The sequence below is a fragment of the Kitasatospora sp. NPDC001261 genome (genome assembly GCF_042896795.1).
Taxonomy (GTDB): domain Bacteria; phylum Actinomycetota; class Actinomycetes; order Streptomycetales; family Streptomycetaceae; genus Kitasatospora.
The window spans coordinates 160,186-177,007 of record NZ_JBIAXP010000022.1; the positions used below are offsets into that span (position 1 = coordinate 160,186).

Genomic DNA, 16,822 nt, shown 5'->3' on the forward strand with positions numbered 1-16,822 from the left:
ATCCGCCGAAGGGCCCTGCCGCACATCCGTCCGCTCAGAGCTCGACCAGCACCTTCCCCCGGTTCGCCGAACGGTCCAGGTAGAGGCCGCGGTAGGCCGCCGGGATGCTGTCGAACCCCCGGTGCAGCGTCTCCTGGTACACCAGCTCCCCGCTACGGACCAGTGCCCCGAGGTCCCGCCGCAGCGCGGCCCAGTTCTCCTCGGTGAACCACTCCAGCGAGAAGATGCCGCGAATCGTGGTGCGCGGGAACATGATCATCGGCAGCAGCCGCGGCCCCGCCCAGTCCCCGCCGACCTGGCTCCCCCACTGCCAGCAGACGGCCACCCGGCTCTCCACCGCGAGCATCCCGAAGACCACGTCGGTGAGCACCCCGCCGAGGCTGTCGAAGTACCGGTCGATGCCCTCCGGCGCCAGCTCGGCCAACTCCTTCCGCAGCCGCTCCGGCGCGTCGCCGTCGCGGTACAGCAGCACCCCCTCGAAGCCCAGCTCCCACAGCCGCTCCGCCTTCTCCGGCGAGGCCGTGGTGCCGATCACCCGGGCGCCCCGGTGCCTGGCCAGCTGCCCGACCAGCGAGCCGACCGCCCCGGAGGCCCCGCTGACCAGCACCGTCGACCCGGGGCGCACGTCGAGGAACTTCTCCACCGTCCCCCAGGCCGTCATCCCGGGCCCGCCCAGGATGCCGAGCGCGGTGGTCAGCGGCAGGTCATCGCCGTAGTCGGCGGGGTCCAGCCGGCGGAAGGCCGGGAAGACCATCGGGAAGGTCCCGGTCTGCCAGAAGCTCGGCGCGCCGGTGCTGACCAGGTGGGTGCGCCAGCCGCCGAAGCCCTGCACCAGGTCGCCGACACCGAAGCGCGCGGCGGGCCCGGCCTCCACCACCTCCATGATCGAGTCCGCGCCCATGTGGTCGCCGATCGGCGTGTCCAGCGCGATGCCCTGGAGGTACGGGTCGACCGAGACGTACCGGGTGCGCAGCAGCATCTCGTCCGCCGCGAGCCGGACGTCCACCTCCTCCACGACCTTCCGGTACATCCGCTCGACGTCCGGCACGCCGTCCACGTGCTCCCGCACGACCCACTTCTCGATCCTCACGAGGTGACTCCAAACTGGCGGTCGGCGGGGCCGACCGGTTCGATGAGCAGGGTGGGCGGCGGTGCGCTGTCGTCCACCTCGGCCCTGAAGGGCCTGCCGTCGTCCCGGCAGATGAACTGGACGACGTGCCGGCCGGCCGCCGCCGCCCGGATCAGCCCGCCGGTCGTCGCCCAGACCCCGGAGAGGTAGAAGTTCGCGAGGCCGGGCAGCCCCGGCCCGTTGCGCTTGACCTCCTCCTCCAGGGTCTCGCCGCTCTCCACGAAGGGCTGCCAGCCCAGCACCGTCCCGTTGTAGTTGCCGGTGTAGCGGACCTGGGTGAGCGGGGTGGAGACGTCCTTGACCGCCACCGCGTCCCGCAGCCCGGGGTGGTGGCCGTCCAGGTACTCGACGATGGTGTCGCGCACCCGGCGCTTCGCCCGCTGGTACTCCCGCCCCCGGCCGACCGGCAGGGTGTGCAGCTCCTCGCCGCGCCGCACCCGGGGCTCCTGCTCCGGCCCGGTGCTCAGCTCCCGCCAGGGCGCGATGTCGCAGAAGTAGCTGGCGTACACCACGGTGGTGTCGGCGGGCGACAGCTCCGGGTAGTGGCGGCTGCGGAACTGGACGTTGATGCTCGGGTGCCGGATGCCGGTGAGCCGCTCGGCGACCTCGTCCTCCAGCAGGTAGGTGGTGCACGGGTCCCCGGCCGGGAAGGGCCGGCGCAGGCCGAGGAAGACGGTCACGTAGCCGGGGAAGACCATGCCCGGCTCGGTGATGGTCTGGGTGTACAGCCGGCGGTAGGTGTCGCTCAGGTAGCGGCCCTTGAGCAGGTCCATCATGGTCGTCCGCCCGTCGCAGGCGGCCACCACGATGTCCGCCCGCACCTCCTGGCCGTCGCTCAGCCGCACCCCCACCGCCCGGTCGTCCTCGATCAGGATCCCGGTCACCTTGGTGTTGTACGTGATCTCGCCGCCCAGCCGCCGGTAGCGCTGCTCGATCGAGGTGGCCAGCCCCAGCGAACCGCCCTCCGGCACCCCGGCCGACTGCCCGGCGTGGCAGGCGAGTTGGAAGTAGTTGGGCAGCACCGGGAAGTTGGGGTGCTTCTCGTACAGGATGAAGTTGAACGCCTCGCGCAGCAGCGGGCTGCGGAACTTCGCCGAGTAGTCGCTCATCAGCACCGTGATCGAGCGCCGGATCACGTTGAAGTACGGCAGGAAGGAGGCCAGCATCCGCGTCCGCTCCCACCGCCCCATCAGTCCGACCGGCTTGAGGAAGGGGTAACGGGCCAGCGCCAGGCGGAACTTGCGCAGCCCGGCGCAGAACTGCCGGATCTGCCGGGCGTCCTCCGGGGCCAGCTCCAGCAGGTGGGCCTCCAGCCGGTCCGGGTCGGAGTAGAAGTAGACCGCCCGGCCGTCCCGGGTACGCACCACGTTGAAGACGTCGAAGTTGCGCATCCGCTTGCCCTGCAGTGCGCCGAGTTCGAGCCAGATCTGGTGCATCTCGTTGCCCGGACCGCTGCCCAGCAGCCAGCTGATGCAGCAGTCGAAGGTGAACTCGCCACGGTCCCAGCCGGTGCAGCAGCCGCCGGGGATCTCGTGCATCTCCAGGATCCGGGTGCGGTAGCCGTTCATCTGCGCGAAGCAGCCGGTGGAGAGCCCGCCGAGCCCGCCGCCGATGATGACCATGCTCTGCCGGCCGCTGGTGGTCGTCCCGCTCACTCCGCCACACCCACTTCCGCCACGCCTGCCTCCGGCACTCCCACGTCCGGCGCTCCCACGGTGGCGCGGTCGAGTTGCGGCAGGCGGCCCCACTTGCCCGCGTGCCAGGGTTCCCGGTTGTCGCTGGGCCAGGCCCGGAACGGCCGGCCGAGCTCCCGGCAGAGGTACTGCGCGGCGAACCGTCCGCTGGTGGCGGCCCGGATCAGCCCGCCGAGCGCGGTCCACTGGCCCGCCATGGAGAAGCCGCTCAGCCCGGGCAGCCGCATCCGGTCCTTGTTGACCAGCCGGTTGGCGGCGTCCTCGGCCTCCGAGAAGGCCTGCCAGGCGAGGATGCTGCCGTAGGTGTTGCCGGTGAACCGCTCGGTGGTCACCGGCGAGGCGACGTCCACGAGTTCGATCCGCCCGCCGAGCCCGGGGTACGTCCGCTCCAGGAACTCCCGGACGAACGAGGCGACTTCCTGCTTGCGCGCCCGGTAGGCCCGGCGGTCGCCGGTCCGCAGGTCCTTCCAGGAGCGGTAGTCGCTGAAGTAGGTGCAGTGCAGCACCGACTTGCCGGGCGGCGCGAAGCCGTCCGCGTAGGAGGACCGCAGCTGCACCACCAGGCTGCGCTGGAGCGAGCCGGGCAGCCGCTCGCCGTCCTCGGGCGACAGCAGGTAGGTGGTGCTGTGCGGCTCGCCCTCGGGCAGCGGTCCGTCGATGCCGACGAAGGCGGAGACCACGGCCGGGTACAGGTTGCCCGGCTTGTCGAGCAGTTCGCCGTACAGCTTCTCGGTGGCGGGGCTGGAGTAGCGGCCCTCCAGCAGCCGTTCGAGCACCGTCGGGCCGTCGCAGGCGGCCACCACGTGGTCGGCGAAGTGCCGGGTGCCGTCCTTGAGTTCCACCCCGATCGCGCGCCCGTCCTCGATCAGGACCCGTTCCACCCGGCAGCGGTAGCCGATCACCCCGCCGAGCGAGGTGTAGCGCTCCTCCACCGAGCGCGCCAGCCCGAGCGAACCGCCCTGCGGGAAGCCCGCGTTGCCGTTGTGGGCGGCCGCCAGGGTGTAGAGGTACGGCAGCAGCGGGAAGCCCTCGGGCTCCTGGAGGAACATGTTGGGGAAGGCCCGCCGCAGCAGCGGGTCCTGGAAGCGCTCGGCGAAGCCGCTCATCGGGGTGGTCGCGGTGCGCCAGAACAGCCGGAACGCGGGCAGGACGGCGCGCAGGGTGCGCAGCCGTTCCGCCGTGGTGCGCAGCGGCGGCGGGGTGAGCTCCCAGGGCAGCTCCATCGCGGCGTAGCGGCGCAGGTCGCGGCAGAAGGCCCGGATCGGCTTGGCGTCGCCGGGTGCGAGGGCCAGCAGGTGGGCCTCGAGCCGGCCCGGGTCGCCGTAGAAGGTGACGGCCCGGCCGTGTTCGTCGACCACCCGGTTGAAGGTGTCGAAGCGGGTCACCGACTTGCCGTCCAGGGCGCCGAGTTCGCTCCAGACCTGGTGCGCGCCGGTGCCCTCGGCGGTGCCGATCAGCCAGTCGATGCAGTAGTCGAACAGGTAGCCGTGCCGGGACCACGCGGTGCAGCAGCCGCCGGGCAGCACGTGCTTCTCGAAGATCCGGGTCTCCAGGCCGCTCATCTGGGCGTAGCAGCCGGTGGCGAGGCCGGCCAGGCCGGCCCCGATCACGATCACCCGGGGCGGGCCGCCGGCGGCCCGCTCCCTGCCGGACCAGTCCGGCCCGCGGTCAGCCGCGGCCATCGGCGGTGCCCCCGGCCAGGATGGCGCCCGCCAGTTCGGCGTTGCGGGCGGCGAAGTCCCCGTCGAGCATCTCGGCGTGGGCGCCGTGCCCGACGTACACCGCGGTGCCCGTGGTGGAGGCGCCGTGCCAGGAGCCCGGTTCGCCGCCCACGTGCACGGAGAGCCGGTCGCGCTCGCAGACCACGTCCAACTGGGCCTTGACCGTTCCGGTGTTGGGCGTCCGGCTGCTGAACTCCAGGTAGTCCCTGGCCTGTTCGAGGGTCTCCTGGGCGACGATCCGCGAGCCGGTGTGGCGGTGGAGGTGCTCGTGGAGTTCGCGTTCGAAGACGGCCAGGTGCTCCTCGCCGAGGTCGAAGGCCTCGGTGACCCGGTAGGCGTCCACCATCAGCACCGAGGCCACCGTGCGTCCGCGCCGCTCCAGCTCCTTGGCCACCTCGAAGGCGAGGTTGCCGCCGAGCGAGTAGCCGAGCAGGACGTACGGCCCGGCGGCGTGCAGCTCCTCGACCAGGTCCGCGTAGCGGGCGGTCTTGTCGTCGCCGGTCAGGTAGTTGAAGGAGGCGATCCGGTGTTCCGGCAGGTGCGCGGCGAGCTGCCGGTAGACCAGCCCGTGGCCGCCGGCCGGCGGGAAGCAGAAGACCGTGTGCTCCTCGGGCGCCCCGGCGTTGAACCAGAGGTAGGGCTCGCCGCCGGCCACCTCGCCGGTGATGATCTGCTCGACGGTGCGGGCCATGCCGTGCAGGGTGGTGACCTTGAACAGCAGGCCGACCGGGATGCTGATGTTGAACTCGCTCTGGAGGTGGTGGATCAGCTCGATGAGCCGGATCGAGCTGCCGCCGAGTTCGAAGAAGTCGTGCTGGAGGCCGACTTCGTCCAGGCCGAGCAGGTTCCGCCAGTGCTCGGCGACGCTGGTCTCGTAGAGCGTGACGGGCGGTTCGTGCTGCGCCCCGGCGGTGTCGGCCTTGGGCTCGGGCAGGGCCGCGAGGTCGACCTTGCCGTTCGGGGTGAGCGGCAGGGCGGGCAGCTCGGTGAGGTAGGAGGGGATCATCACGGTGGGCAGGTGCTCGGCCAGGTGGCGGCGCAGTTCGCGGCGGTCCAGCACGGTGCCCTCGGCGGGCACCACGTAGGCGGCGAGGACGGCCTCGCCCCTGGCGTCCTGGCGGACGGCCACGCAGGCCTGGGCGAGTTCCGGGCGGGCGGTGAGGTGGGCCTCGATCTCGCCCAGCTCGATCCGGTGGCCGCGGACCTTGACCTGGTTGTCGATCCGGCCGAGCAGGTGCACGGTGCCCTCGGCGTCCCAGTGGCCGAGGTCGCCGGTGCGGTAGAGCCGCGCGGGCGTGCCGTCGAGGTCCAGGGTGACGAAGCGCCGGGCGGTCTGCTCCGGGTCGTTGGGGTAGCCGGCCGCGACACCCGCGCCGCCGATCCACAGTTCGCCGGGCACGCCGACCGGGACGGGCTCCCCGTACGGGTCCAGGACGTACACGGCGCTGTTCGGGAACGGGCGGCCGATCGGCACCATCCGGCCGGGTTCCAGCCGGTCGGTGGCGCCCTCGTAGTAGGTGCTGTCGACGCTGGCCTCGGTCAGCCCGTAGGAGTTGACCAGCCGGGTCCGCGGGCCGCACAGGGCGCGCACCCGCTGGTGCTCGGCGGCCTTCCAGGAGTCGGAGCCGACGATCAGCAGCCGCAGGAAGTCCAGCGGCAGGCCCTCGCGCTCGCAGTGGGCCAGCAGCGCGCGGGCCACGGCGGGCACGAACTCGCCGCCGTCCACGGCCTCCTCGCGCATCACCCGGTACAGCCGGGCGGTGTCGAAGAGCAGCTCGCGGTCGACCAGGACGAGGGTGCCGCCGGTGCTGAGCGCCCGGGCGAGGTCGCCGGAGAAGACGTCGAAGGCGGTGCCGGCCATCTGGAGGTGCACCCGGACCTCGGTGTCCAGCCGGTACTCGGCGCGCCATCCGGCGGTGACGGCGGCCAGGTTGCGGTGGTCGACCCGGACCCCCTTCGGACGGCCGGTGGAGCCCGAGGTGTGGATCAGGTAGGCGGCCCGGTCCGGGTCGGCGGCGGGCAGCGGTACGGCGCCCCCCAGCACGGGCCGGTCCAGCTCCTCCAGGGTGACCGGTGTGGCGGGCAGGTCGGCCGGGAGCGGGCGCCGCTGGTCGACCACCACCAGCGCCGCTCCGGCGTCCGTGACCTGGTGGGCGAGCCGGTCGGCCGGGTGCCCGGGGTCGAGCGGCAGGTAGGCGGCGCCGGCCCGCCAGATCGCCAGCAGGGTGCTGATCAGCTCGGGCGACTTGTCCAGGCAGACCGCGACCACCGTGCCCTCGCCGACGCCGAGTTCGCGCAGCCGTACGGCGGTGCGCTGGGACTGCCGGTCCAGTTCGCCGTAGGTCAGCCGGCGGACGCCGTCCCGGCCGGGCGCGACCACCGCGACCGCCTCCGGCCGCTCGGCGGCGGCCTTGGCGATCAGCTCCGGCACCGGGGTGTCGTGCTCGATCCGGCGCTCGGCGCCGCTGAAGCCGGTGAGGATCTCCCGCCGTTCGGCCGCGCCCAGCATCCGCAGCCGCCCGACCGGCTCGCCCTCGGCGGCTCGGGTCATGGCGTCCAGCAGGTTGCGGTAGTGCGCGGCCAGCCGCTGGACGGTGGCGGGCTCGAAGAGGTCGGAGTTGTACTTGAAGACGCAGTGGAAGCAGCCGTCCGCGCGGTCCTCGTAGGCGGACAGCGTGAGGTCGAACTGGCCTTCCTCCTCCGGGAGTTCGATGTACTCCAGGCGGTAGCCGAAGCGCTCCACGGCGACCTTGTGGGTGAGCAGGATGAACATCGCCTGGAACACCGCGGAGCGGCTCGGGTCGTGCTGGAGCCCCAACTGCTCGACCAGCAGCGGGAAGGGGTACTCCTGGTTGTCCAGCCCGCCGAGCACGCTCTCCCGCACCCGGGCCAGCAGGTCGGCCACGGTCGGCTCCCCGGCCAGGCTCACGTGCAGCGGCAGCGGGTTGACGAAGTAGCCGTAGACCGAGGCGAACTCCTCCTGGGTGCGGCCGGTGACCGGGCTGCCGACCACGATGTCCGGCTGCCCGGACCAGCGGTGCAGCAGCAGGTAGTAGGCGCCGATCAGCACCATGAACGGGGTGGCGCCGTTGGCACGGGCCAACTCGTGCACCCGGGCGGTGAGTTCGGCGTCCAGCTGGAAGAACTCGGAGGCGCCGTTGTGGGTCTGCACGGCCGGGCGCGGCTTGTCGGTGGGCAGCGCCAGTACCGGCATCTCGGCCGGCAGGTGGCCGCGCCAGTAGTCGAGCATCCGCCGGGCCTCGGGCCCGGCCAGGAAGCGGTTCTGGCGGTTGAGGAAGTCCAGGTAGCGGGCGGGCACCGGGGGCAGCTCCGGAGTGCGGCCCTGGCGCAGCGCCTCGTAGACCTCGAACAGCTCCTCGATGAAGGTGAAGGTGGAGATCGCGTCCGAGACGATGTGGTGGACGGCCTTCATCAGCACCCAGCGGTCCGCCCCGCGCCGGAACAGCCGCAGCCGGACCAGCGGGTCCTCGGCGAGGTCGTACGGCCGCCGGTACTCGCGGACGATCAGGTCGTGGATCTCCTCCCACGGCCGGCCCTCGACGTCGAACAGCCCGGTGTCGGCCTCGACCGCCTCCCGGATGCGCTGGACCGGGCGGCCCTCCTCGGCGGTGAAGGCGGCGCGCAGCTCGGGGTGCCGGGCGACCAGGAACCGGAAGGCCCCGAACATCAGCTCCGGGTCGAGCTCCGCGCGGACCTCCACGGCGCCGCCGATGTTGTACGCGAAGCCGTCCGGGTGCAGCAGGCGCAGGAACCAGAGCGCCTGCTGGTTGTGGGTGAGCGGGAAGCGGGACTCGTCGGCGTACAGCTCCACCTCGGCCTCGGCCGGGCCGCCGGCGGCGGCGAGCCGCTCGGCCAGGCCCTCGGTGAGCAGGTCGACCAGGTCGCCGAGGCTGCCGTTGCTGAGCAGGGCCACCACCGGCAGGGCGACGCCCAGTTCGCCGTGCACCCGGGCGCGCAGCTCCATGGCGAGCAGCGAGTCCAGGCCGTGCGCGCCGAGTCTCGTGTCGGCGTCGATCCGTTCGGCGGCGATCCGCAGCACGGCCGCGGCAGCGGCGGTCAGCCGCTCGGCGACCAGCTCCCGGCGGGCCTGCGGGTCGGCCGCGCGGTAGGCGTCCAGGAAGCCGCCGGTCTCGGCCGGGGCCTGCTCGGCGGCGCTCGCCGCGAGGTCGGCGACCAGCGGCGGCGGCGCCGGGTACCAGGCGAGGAAGGTCGGCCAGTCGACCACGGTCGCGACCAGCAGCTGGGCGCGGTCCTGGCCGAGCACGCGCTCCAGGACGGCCGTTCCGGCGTCCGGCGGCAGCGAGCTCATGCCGCGGGCGTCGCGGTAGTGGGCGACCAGGCCCAGCTCCTCGATCATGCCGGTGGCCCACGGTCCCCAGTCCAGGCTGAGCCCGGGCAGCCCCTCGGCCCTGCGGTGGTGGGCCAGGGCGTCCAGGAAGGCGTTGCCGGCCGCGTAGTTGGTCTGTCCGGCGGTGGTGAGCAGCGAGGCGACGGAGGCGAACAGCACGAAGTGGTCGAGCGGTTCGTCGCCCAGCAGCCGGTGCAGCAGGTGGCCGCCGACCACCTTGGGGCCGTAGCCGGCGTCGAAGGCCGGACGGTCCATCTGGGCCAGCAGGGTGTCCTTGACCTGCCCGGCGAGGTGGAACACGCCCCGGATCGGCGGGAGTTGGCGCTGCCGGTAGTCGGCGAGCCAGCCCGCGAGGGCGGCCTCGTCGGTGACGTCGACCGGGGCGAGCAGCGGTTCGGCGCCGAGCGCCTGGAGTTCGCGCAGGAAGGCGATCCGCTCGCCGACGGGGGTGTCCGGGTCGGTGTACGCCCACTCCGAGCGCTCCGGCAGGGCGGTACGGCCGACCAGGATCAGCCGCCGGGCGCCGCGCCGTACGAGGGTGCGGCAGAGCAGTCGGCCGAGCGCGCCGAAGGCGCCGGTGACCAGGTAGCTGCCGTCGGGGCGGAGGACCGGCGGCAGCGGGCGGGTGAGGCCCTCGGCCTGCCGCAGCCGGCTGGTGAGCCGGACGCCGGCCCGCAGCGCGATCTCCTGCTCGTCCCGGGCCGCGAGTTCGGCGAGCAGCGCCTCGGCCTGCTCGGCGGCGTCGACGGCCGGGTCGAGGTCGATCAGGGTGCCGCGCTGGGCGACCAGCTCCTGCTGCCACAGCACCCGGCCGATGCCCCAGGCGGGGGCGCCGAGCGGTTCGACCCGGTCGCCGGGGGCGGCGGGCTGGGTGCCCCGGGTGACGATGTGCAGCCGGCCGTCCGGGCGGGCGGCGGGCAGGGCCTGGGCGAGGGTGATCAGCGAGTAGGCGCCGAGGGTCGCGAGCGGGCCGAGCCGGTCGGCGGCGGTGGCGGCCAGGGCGGGCTGGTCGAGGTTCCAGAGGTGGACGACGGTGCCGAAGGCTGGGTCGAGGTCGGCGAGCAGCCGCCGGACGTCCTCGGCGGAGTCGGGCCGGACGGTCGAGTGCCCCTCACCGTGCCGGTACTCGTCTCCGGGCCGGACCAGGTGGCAGCGGGTGCCGCGCCCGGCGGCCAGGGCCGCCAGGCGGTCGCCGAGTCCGCCCTCGTCGGCGAAGAGCAGCAGGTCGCCGGGGGTCTCGTCGAGGGGCGCCTCGGCGGCGGCCACCCAGTCGACCTCGGTGAGCCAGCCGTCGATGGTGGACAGCCCGACGGAGGCCGGGGCCTGGGCGACGTCGGCGACCCGGAAGCCGGTGACCCGGCCGACCGGGGTGCCGTCCTCGGTGTAGAGCGCGAGGTCGCCGACGAGTTCCTCGCCGCTGTCCCGGGTGACGGTGGCGTGCACCCAGAGCGGGCGGTCGCCGATCGCGTCGAGCCGGACCTCGGCGATCGAGACGGGCAGCCGGACGCTGCCGCCCTCGGGCACCGCCAGCCGGGTGGTGAGCAGGGTCTGGAAGCAGCCGTCCAGCAGCACCGGGTGGAGGTGGTGGTCGGCCGCGTCCGGGCCGAGCTGGGTGGTCGGCCGGATCCGGGCCAGCGCCTCGCCGGGGCCCGCCCACACCTCGGCGATGGCCTGGAAGGCGGGGCCGTAGTCGTAGCCGCGTTCGGCCAGCTGCCGGTAGCAGTCCGGGCCGTCCAGGTGCCGCCCCCGGGCGCGCAGGGCGTCCAGGTCCGGTGCGGGGCCGTAGGAGCGGCGCTGGCCGGTGCGGACCCGGCCGCCCGCGTGCACGGTCGGCTCGCCGCCGGCCGGGGTGGAGGCGATGGTGAAGCGGGCGTCCTCCGGCGCGTAGCCGAGCTGGACGGGGACGGGCTCGGTCTCGGAGAGGAACAGCGCCCGGTTCAGCTCGATCTCGGCCAGCGTCACCTCGGTGCCGCCGGTCAGGGTGCGGACGGCCTGGGCGGCCATCTCCAGGTACCCGGCGGCCGGGAAGACCACCTGGCCCTCGATCCGGTGGTCGGTCAGGTAGGGCAGCCGCTCGGGGTCGAGGGTGCCGGTCCAGCCGGGCTGGGCGCTCGCGGTGCGGCGGCCGAGCAGCGGGTGGTCCAGCCGCCCGAGCCGGACCTGCTCGACCGGCTTGGGCTCCACCCAGTACCGGTCGCGCCGCCACGGGTAGGCCGGCAGCGGCACCGGGCGGCCGGCCGGGTGCAGCGCGTCCCAGCTCAACTCGACGCCGAGGGTGTGCAGTTCGGCGAGGCTGCGGGCGAGGCGCTCGGGCTCGTCCTGCTGCCGGCGGATCGACGGCAGGGTGTGCGCCTGCTCCGCGCACTCGCGGATCGCGTGGCCGAGCACCGGGTGCGGGCCGAGCTCCAGGAACAGCCCGTGCCCGTCCTCGGCCATCCGCTCGACGGCGGCCCGGAAGCGCACCGGGTTGCGGACGTTCTGCCACCAGTACTCGCCGTCCAGCTCCGGCCCGCGGGCGAGCCCCTCGCGGGCGGTGAGGTAGAGCGGCAGCCGGGCCGCCTGGGGCTTGATGGCGGCGAGCGCGGCCACCAGCTCGCCGCGGATCGGGTCCATCCGCACGCTGTGGTACGGGACTTCGACGTCCAGCAGGCGGGCGAAGACGCCCTGCTGGCGCAGCTCCTCGGCCAGTTCGCCGAGGGCCTCGGCGTCCCCGGCCAGGGTCACCGCGGAGGGGCTGTTGACCGCGCCGAGCGAGATCTGGGAGCGGTACGGGCGGATCCGGCGCTCCGCCTCGGCCTCCGGCAGGCCGACCGCGAGCATGGTGCCGGTGCCGGCCAGGCGCTGCTGGAGCCGGCTGCGGGCGAGCACCACCCGGACGGCGTCGGCCAGGTCGTAGACCCCGGCCTCGTGGAAGGCGGCGACCTCGCCGGTGCTGTGGCCGACCACCGCGTCGGGGCGCAGGCCGTGGCTCCGCCAGAGCGCCGAAAGCCCCACCTGGACGGCGAAGTTGGCGGGCTGGGCCAGCCAGGTCTCGGCCATCCGGGAGTCCGCCTCGTCGCGGTCCAGCTCGGTCAGCAGCGACCAGCCGGCCTGCGCGCGGATCTCCCGGTCGACGGCCCGCACGGCCTCCCGGTAGACCGGCTCGTGCTCGTACAGCCCCCGGCCCATGCCCCACCACTGCGGGCCCATGCCGGTGAACACCCAGGCCAGCCGGCGCTGCCGGCGCTCCCGGGCGTGGCCCTGGACCACCCGCGGGTGCTCCTCGCCGCGCTCGTACGCGGCCAGCGCCTCGTCCAGGTCCTCCCGGCTGGAGTAGACCACGCCGAGCCGCTCGGGCAGGTGCTGGCGGCGGTGCGCCAGGGTGTGGCCGAGGTCGGCGAGGGACGACCCGCCGGCGAGCTCCTGCCGTACGGCGGCGGCCAGTTCGGGCAGTCCGGCGGCGTCCTTGGTGCTCAGCGGCAGCACCGTGCGGGCCGGCTCGGCCACCGGTGCGGCGGGCCCGGGCCGCGGCGGCTCCTCCAGCAGGACGTGGGCGTTGGTGCCGCCGAAGCCGAAGGAGTTGACGCCGGCCCGGGCCGGGCCCCGGTGCTCGGGCCAGTCCACCGGGGCGGTCGGGATCTCGAACGGCAGCGCGTCGAGGTCGATGCCGGGGTTGGGCCGCTCCAGGTTGAGGTGCGGCGGGATGCGGCGGTGCTTGATCGCGAGCGCGGTCTTGATCAGCCCGGCGACGCCGGCCGCCGCCTCGGTGTGCCCGATGTTGGTCTTGACCGAGCCGACGTAGCAGCGGTCCCCGGCGCGGCGGCCGACGCCGAGCACCCGGCCGAGGGCGGCGGCCTCGATCGGGTCGCCGACCGGGGTGGAGGTGCCGTGCGCCTCGACGTACTGGAGGCTGCCGGGCAGCACCCCGGCCTCGGCGCAGACCCGCTCGATCAGGGTGACCTGGGCGTCCGCGCTGGGGACGGTGATGCCGTTGGTGCGGCCGTCCTGGTTGACGCCGGTGCCGAGGATGACGGCGTGCACCGGGTCCCCGTCGCGCAGCGCGTCGGAGAGCCGCTTGAGCACGACCACGCCGACGCCCTCGGCCCGGACGTAGCCGTCCGCGGAGGCGTCGAAGGCGCGCGAGCGGCCATCCGCGGAGAGGAAGCCGCCCTTGGTCTCGGCGATCGTGTACTGCGGCGCCATGTGCAGCAACGCGCCGCCGGCCAGGGCGAGTTCGGTCTCGCCGCGGAGCAGGCTCTGGCAGGCGAGGTGGACCGCGACCAGCGAGGAGCTGCACGCGGTGTCGATCGAGACGCTCGGCCCGCGGAAGTCGAAGCAGTGCGAGATCCGGTTGGACACCATCGTCATCATGGTGCCGGTGGCGGTGTGCGCCGCGATGGTGGCGAAGTCGAGGTCGGCGAACTGGAGGATCTTCCAGTCGAGGGTGAAGGCGCCCATGTAGACGCCGACCTCCCGGCCGGCCAGCTCGCCGGGGCGCAGGCCGCCGTCCTCCAGGGCCTCCCAGCTGACCTCCAGGAGCTTGCGCTGCTGCGGGTCCATGTGTTCGGCCTCGCGCGGGCTGATCCCGAAGAAGTCCGGGTCGAAGGTGTCGAAGCCGTCGATGTAGCCGCCCCGGCCGCCGATCAGCCGCCCCGGCTTGGCCCGGTCCCTGCTGCCCAGGGTGCCGGTGTCGTAGCGGTCGGCGGGCGTCTCGGTGAGACAGTCCCGGCCCTCGATCAGGTTGCGCCAGTAGGACCGGTGGTCGTTGGCGTGTCCCGGCAGGCGGCAGCCGATACCGGTGATCGCGATGCGTTCGCGGGGCACGGCGAAGGGCGAGGAGGTCATGATCCAATCCGGGGTGGTGATGGCGTGGCGCCGGGGACACGGGCAGGTGGGAGCGGCCGCTCGGGCCGGGTGTCAGACGGACTGCTCGGTGGTCTTCGCCCGGCGCCAGGGGTGCAGCAGGGTGGCGCCGAGTTCGCCGGTGGCGGGGAACGCGGCCGGGTCGGTGAGGCCGACGGCCTTCGGCACTCGGCCGGGCCGCCAGGTGAAGCTCCCGAACACGTGGTCCCAGAGCGAGAGGTCGGAGGCGTAGTGGCCGGCTTCGGCGAGGTCGGTGCTGTGGTGCAGACGGTGGAGTTCCGGCCCGGCCAGGACGTGGCCGAGCGGACCGATGCGGACTTCGATGTTGGCGTGGACGAAATACCCCTGAGCCAGGACGAATATTCCGACCACGAACACTGAATCCGCCGAGAATCCGATCAGCGCCAGCGACAGTTGCACCACGGACTGCGCGACGAACACGTCCAGGAAATGATTCACGCCGTTGTTCGCGACGTTCACCTTGTCCGGGACGTGGTGCACCCCGTGCAGCCGCCAGAGCCACCTGTTGCGGTGGGACCAGCGGTGCACGAGGTAGTCGCCGAGCGAGCCGACCAGCAGCGCGAGTGGGATCTCCACCGCGAACGGCAGCGCCGGGTGGGCCGGGCCGAGCACCTGCACCAGCGTCGCCACCAGCCCCTGGGCCAGTGCGCCGCCGACCATGCTCAGCGCGAAGTAGACGCTGTACCAGCCGAGTTCACGTCGGCTCGGATGCCAGTCGGTCCGGTACGGGATCACCCGCTCCAGGACCGCCAGGTAGACGAGGACGGCGATCAGGAAGAGCGGGGAGACCCGGTCCGGCCCCCAGCGGAAGTGCAGGGTCGCGACGGCTGTGCACAGCACACCCAGGAGCAGCAGCGGATGGGCGAGCCGGCGGGCAATGGCTGACAGCACGCGCCCCCCGTTCTTCGCGGACTAACGACTGGAAACGTCAGAGACTCTAGCGGGCGACGCGCGCCGTGACAGTCATTCGACGTGTTAACTCCATGAATGACCCGATCGGCGGACTATACGCGCACGAAGTTGACGTCTGTGCGGCGCGAAGGGGGCGCATTGTCGAGAAGAAGCGGGACTTGACGGTGTGTGACAACAGTCGTGCAGATCTTCGAGCGCTGATGTGCGCCCCTTCTGCGCCGCCGCGCGCGGCTATCGATCCGGCCATATCCCACGGCCGGCGCCGCGACTCCAGGAGCACCCCCGGGTCAGGAGCGGGCCGGCTCCGCCCATCGGTGTGCGGCACGGGGCGCGTGCGCCGCGAGACGGTCGCGCAGACCGCGCAGCTCGTACTCGACCAGCGCGGGCAGCGCGGTCGCGCCGGTCGCCTCCAGGGCGGGGCCGAGCAGGTCGACGGCCGTGGCCGGGTCGTGCGCGCAGACGTGGCAGTCGGCCGCGCGGACGATGAAGAGCAGACGGCTGGAGGGCAGTTGGTCCGGGCCGAGCAGGCCGAGGGCGGTCTCGGTGGCGTCCAGCGCCCGGCGGGCCAGCCGGGGGTCGTCGGTGGCGGCGGCGAGGTCGCGCAGCGCGGCCGCCGCGGCGGACTCGACCCGCATCCGCATCGAGGCGATGGAGAGCCAGGGCACGTCGACCTCGTCCTCCGCGCCGATGTGGTCCAGGTGCGACCGGGCCAGGTCGATCTGCCGGACGGTCGCCCGCACGTCGCCGGTGAGCGCGTGCGCCCGGGCCCGGCTGATCCGGCCCATCGCACCGGCCCAGTGCCGGTCCGGGGCGGCCCGTTCGATCTCGCGGGCGTAGCCGAGGGCGGCGACCGGGTCGCCGTCCAGCCGGGCCAGGATGCTCATGTCGCTGAGCGTGCCGACCTGGGTGGCCCGGTCCGCGGCCAGCCCGGCCCAGGTGAGGGCGCGGTCGTAGCAGGCCATCGCGGTGGCGTTGCGGCCGTCCTGCATCCGCAGCGCGCCGGCCGCGTGGGCGTGCTCGGCGGCCAGCCGGACCAGCGGGCCGCGCTGCCCGGCGGGGGCGGTGGCGAGCCTCGCGAGCACCGCGCGCAGGGTGCGCTCGACGGCCGCGACCAGGACCGGGCGGTCGCCGGTCTCGCCCGAGCGCAGGCGGGCGGCGAGCAGGCCGGTCAGGGCGTGTGCGGTGACGGCGTCCAGCGGGCGGGCGGCGGCCGGGTCGGCGAGCGCCTCGGCGGAGCAGAACTCGGCGTGCAGGGCGGCGAGTTCCCCGGGCTCGGGGACGGCGCAGCCCTCGGCGCCGTGCAGCGGACAGAGCAGCCCGTAGTCCGGCAGTCGCGGTGGAGCGGGCGCCGGGGTCGGGGCGGGCGGGCCGGCCGGCGCGCCGCCCGGCAGCGGGGGCCGAAGCAGGGCGGGCGAGATGGCGTCCGGGTCGCACAGTTCGGCGTTCTCGGCGCGCTGACAGGCGGCGCTCAACTCCCCTGCGGCGCCGAGGAGGTCGTCGATCCGGTCGGCGACCCTGGGGGTGACCCGGCGGGCGCCGTGCTCGATCTTGCTGACCGCGGTGTGGTCGTAGCCGATCCCGGCGCCGAGCTGCGCCTGGGTGAGGCCCGCCCGGCGCCGCCAGTGCCGCAGCCGGGCGCCGAACTCCCGCCAGGCGTCCTGCCCCCGGCCGGTCGGCGGTGCCGGCCCCGCCGCCGCAGGGGCCACACGGTTCCGCTGCACGGCTGCCTCCCCGGGCGCGTCGTCCCCGGCCGGCCGCCGGGCCTGTCGACGATTCCAGTGATTCCGACGACTCGGATCAGGAGGACGGTACTCGATGGCCACCCGCCTCGTACATGAGGTGGTCTCAACCACTTGAAGAAAAGCCCAGCTTGACGCAAAGCCGGACCGACGGGCTTGACGGAATTTGCCAACCCCTTGCCCCGCGCGCACCGGGCATTGACCTGGGCATGACGTCGTGTGAGTGTTCGGGCACCCGAGCGCGGACGGCCCGCACGGCCGTCCCCCTGATACGGCCCCGCGGTGTGCCACCAGCCCCTGCCGTCCGCGGTCGAGGACCCCCACATGCGAGGAGCCTCGATGCAACGCAGAGTCACCGCAGGCAGGTTGCTGACCACGGCGACCACCCTGACCGT

6 protein-coding genes are annotated in these 16,822 nt (G+C 73.8%); all 6 read right to left on the reverse strand.

The genetic code is table 11. The features are described 5' to 3' along the window. Positions 1-34: 34 nt before the first annotated feature. The 6 genes from ACFY4B_RS28235 to ACFY4B_RS28260 all read right to left on the reverse strand — a co-directional run bounded on the left by ACFY4B_RS28235 (position 35) and on the right by ACFY4B_RS28260 (position 16,409). Positions 35-1,090, reverse strand: a complete 1,056-nt coding sequence (locus ACFY4B_RS28235) for an MDR family NADP-dependent oxidoreductase (protein WP_387972565.1) — start codon at positions 1,088-1,090, stop codon at positions 35-37. Beyond that, the gene (locus ACFY4B_RS28240) at positions 1,087-2,751 is read right to left on the reverse strand and encodes an NAD(P)/FAD-dependent oxidoreductase (protein WP_074005989.1); all 1,665 of its coding nucleotides are present in this window, start codon (positions 2,749-2,751) and stop codon (positions 1,087-1,089) included. Before ACFY4B_RS28240 ends, ACFY4B_RS28235 begins: the two co-directional genes overlap by 4 nt. Before the next feature lie 29 nt (positions 2,752-2,780). Then, entirely contained in the window at positions 2,781-4,505 is a 1,725-nt protein-coding gene (locus tag ACFY4B_RS28245) for a phytoene desaturase family protein (protein WP_387972568.1), read from the reverse strand. After that, positions 4,492-13,737 carry an amino acid adenylation domain-containing protein gene (locus ACFY4B_RS28250; RefSeq protein ID WP_387972571.1) on the reverse strand — a complete coding sequence of 3,082 codons (9,246 nt, stop codon included), beginning with the start codon at positions 13,735-13,737 and terminating at the stop codon, positions 4,492-4,494. Before ACFY4B_RS28250 ends, ACFY4B_RS28245 begins: the two co-directional genes overlap by 14 nt. 72 nt (positions 13,738-13,809) lie before the next feature. Next, a complete protein-coding gene (locus tag ACFY4B_RS28255; RefSeq protein ID WP_234348325.1) occupies positions 13,810-14,667 on the reverse strand; it encodes a sterol desaturase family protein in 858 nt (285 codons plus the stop codon). Between the two features lie 308 nt (positions 14,668-14,975). Beyond that, the gene (locus tag ACFY4B_RS28260) at positions 14,976-16,409 is read right to left on the reverse strand and encodes a helix-turn-helix domain-containing protein (RefSeq protein WP_387972574.1); all 1,434 of its coding nucleotides are present in this window, start codon (positions 16,407-16,409) and stop codon (positions 14,976-14,978) included. Positions 16,410-16,822: the final 413 nt, after the last annotated feature.